The organism is Vibrio sp. 10N.222.48.A3 (genome assembly GCF_041475345.1).
Classification (GTDB): Bacteria; Pseudomonadota; Gammaproteobacteria; order Enterobacterales; family Vibrionaceae; genus Vibrio; species Vibrio tasmaniensis_A.
This window is the reverse complement of record NZ_JBFRVX010001439.1, coordinates 1-2,313: the sequence shown is the minus strand read 5'-3', so window position 1 is coordinate 2,313 and position 2,313 is coordinate 1. Positions and strand designations below refer to the sequence as shown.

Annotated in this window: 2 protein-coding genes; one reads left to right on the top strand and one right to left on the bottom strand. The window is 43.2% G+C overall.

Translation table 11 applies throughout. The annotated features are described in order from the left end of the window. Nucleotides 1-562, top strand: a 562-nt coding sequence (locus AB4653_RS26970) for a hypothetical protein (RefSeq protein ID WP_372105770.1), incomplete at its 5' end; no start/stop codon positions are given. A gap of 314 nt (nucleotides 563-876) precedes the next feature. Here AB4653_RS26970 and AB4653_RS26965 read toward each other — a convergent pair. Beyond that, the gene (locus tag AB4653_RS26965; protein ID WP_009844798.1) at nucleotides 877-2,070 is read right to left on the bottom strand and encodes an acetate/propionate family kinase; all 1,194 of its coding nucleotides are present in this window, start codon (nucleotides 2,068-2,070) and stop codon (nucleotides 877-879) included. Nucleotides 2,071-2,313 lie beyond the last annotated feature (243 nt).

Below are 2,313 nucleotides of genomic sequence, written 5' to 3'. Positions count from 1 at the left end.
CATTAGTAGTGCTGGCCAATCAAAAGGAGCACTTACCTTTTATTTATATAGCCTCGGAGATACGGCGCTTGGTATCAATCAAGGTGTTCAAATGCCAGAGATGCGTTTGCGCTTATCTAAAACGGCGCTATCAAGTAGCGCTAAAGCTCTTCAATGCATCCACATACCGGTATCTCAGTTTGAACAACTTAAGCCTGAGTCCATTTCTAAAGTCACCCACTATGATTCTGCAAACTTCCTTGTTACCACTCAATTAACAGGTTGTACGTTTGCTATCCGACCGGGGAAAGGAGGCGGGCTTGAGTTTTTGCATGTTCAGCCAAATAGGGACTTTGATGGAGCAAAAATACAGCAAGCGATAAAAAAGGAGTTTCAAGTGTCTTTCGGTAAAGGGAATGGCTCTAACGGTACTACTTATGGGAATAATACCCGGGTTACTGTTTTAGGGGAGAGGAAAAATGGCTTGTGGAAAGTTTATGCACAGTATCAAGACGGCAACGGAAATGTAACTGGAGTTGATTGTATCTACAAAGAACCAAGCTCAGTAGCCTATGTTGACTGACAAACATGATTAGCAAAGAAGGCATGCCATACTCTCGTCTTTTAGCGTTCTCGCAGAAACGGGGAATTCAACTAACGAGCATTCCCCTCAAAACGACATAACTTACGACATCGTCATAGCGCGTATCACCCTCGAGTGATGCGGGCTTCGATACAAGATGACTCTAAGGCTACATTAGTAGCCTTTTTTCTCCTTCGATAACGAATAGAGAAGACAGGTAACAAGCAGATCTACTACAACTCATCCCGAACAAGAAAATAAAAAAAGCGAGCCACTTGGGCTCGCTTTTCATTATCTGATTTTCTTAAACTCTATTACAGAAGTTCTACCGACTGTTGAGCAATCACGAACTCTTCGTTCGTTGGAATAACCATTGCTACTGCGTCTAACATCTCTGATTTAGCGATGATACCTTCTGCGCCAAAGCGAGCGGCTTCATTGCCTGCAACGTCTTCAACAAAACCAAGAATCTTAAGGTTGCTTAGGATCTCACGGCGAATTGGTAGAGAGTTCTCACCGATACCACCAGTGAAGATGATGCCGTCTAAAGAGTCTAGCGTTGCAAGGTAAGAAGCAACGTATTTAGCAACGCGGTAAGTAAACACCTCGAAAGCAAGCTTAGCGCCTTCGTGGCCCTCTTCCATCGCTTCTAGGATGCCACGAGCATCGCTCGTAAGACCAGACACGCCAAGGAAGCCAGACTCCTTGTTTAGAGAATTAAAGACTTGCTCTTGTGACCAACCTTTTTTAAGTAGGTATTCGATGATACCTGGATCTAAATCACCACAACGTGTGCCCATCATAAGGCCAGAAAGCGGTGTGAAGCCCATTGACGTATCAACACTGTTACCGTCTTTGATAGCACATACAGATGCACCGTTACCTAGGTGAACAGAGATGAAGCTAGCTTGTTCAACTGGCTTGTTGACCATTTTCGCAGCTTCACGGCTAACGAAGTAGTGGCTCGTACCGTGGAAACCGTAACGACGAACACCGAAGTCTGTGTATAGTTCTTTTGCGATTGCACCAGTAAATGCACGTTGTGGCATTGTTTGGTGGAAAGCCGTATCAAATACAGCAAATTGAGGTAAAGAAGGGAAAGCTTCAATCGCAGCGCGGATACCAATAGCACCTGCAGGGTTATGAAGTGGAGCTAGGTCAGATAGGCTCTCAATCTCACTCGTTACTTCTTCAGTAATACGAACCGTTTGAGTGAACTTCTCGCCGCCGTGAACGATACGGTGCCCGATAGCCACTATATCAGCAGTGAAGCCTAGATCTTCCATCAATCCAACCAGTTTGCCAATGGCAATTTTGTGGTGGTTATCTTCACCTTGAATGGCAATTTCAGTTTTCTGACCTTGATACTTCCAGCTCATACGAGCATCTTCAAGACCAAAACACTCCCCTAAGCCACTCAATACGGCTTCACCAGAAACAGAATCAATAACAGCAAATTTTAGGGATGAACTACCCGAGTTAATAACCAGAACAAACGAATTAGACATTGGATATGGATCCTGTTTCAGTACGAATTGGATGAAGTGTTTACTTCAATTTTAGTTAAGCCCATTATTCAATAATTTTTGAATCTTTCAACTTTTGTTTTACAAAAAGCACCAAATGAACACAATTAAGTTGATCTGAGTCATTAGTTCATTTATTTCGAGAGCGAAATTAAAAAATAGTTGAATATGACAGTTGGTCAATAAACGAAGTAAAGGACTGCTCACACTAGGGCGTGTTGACCT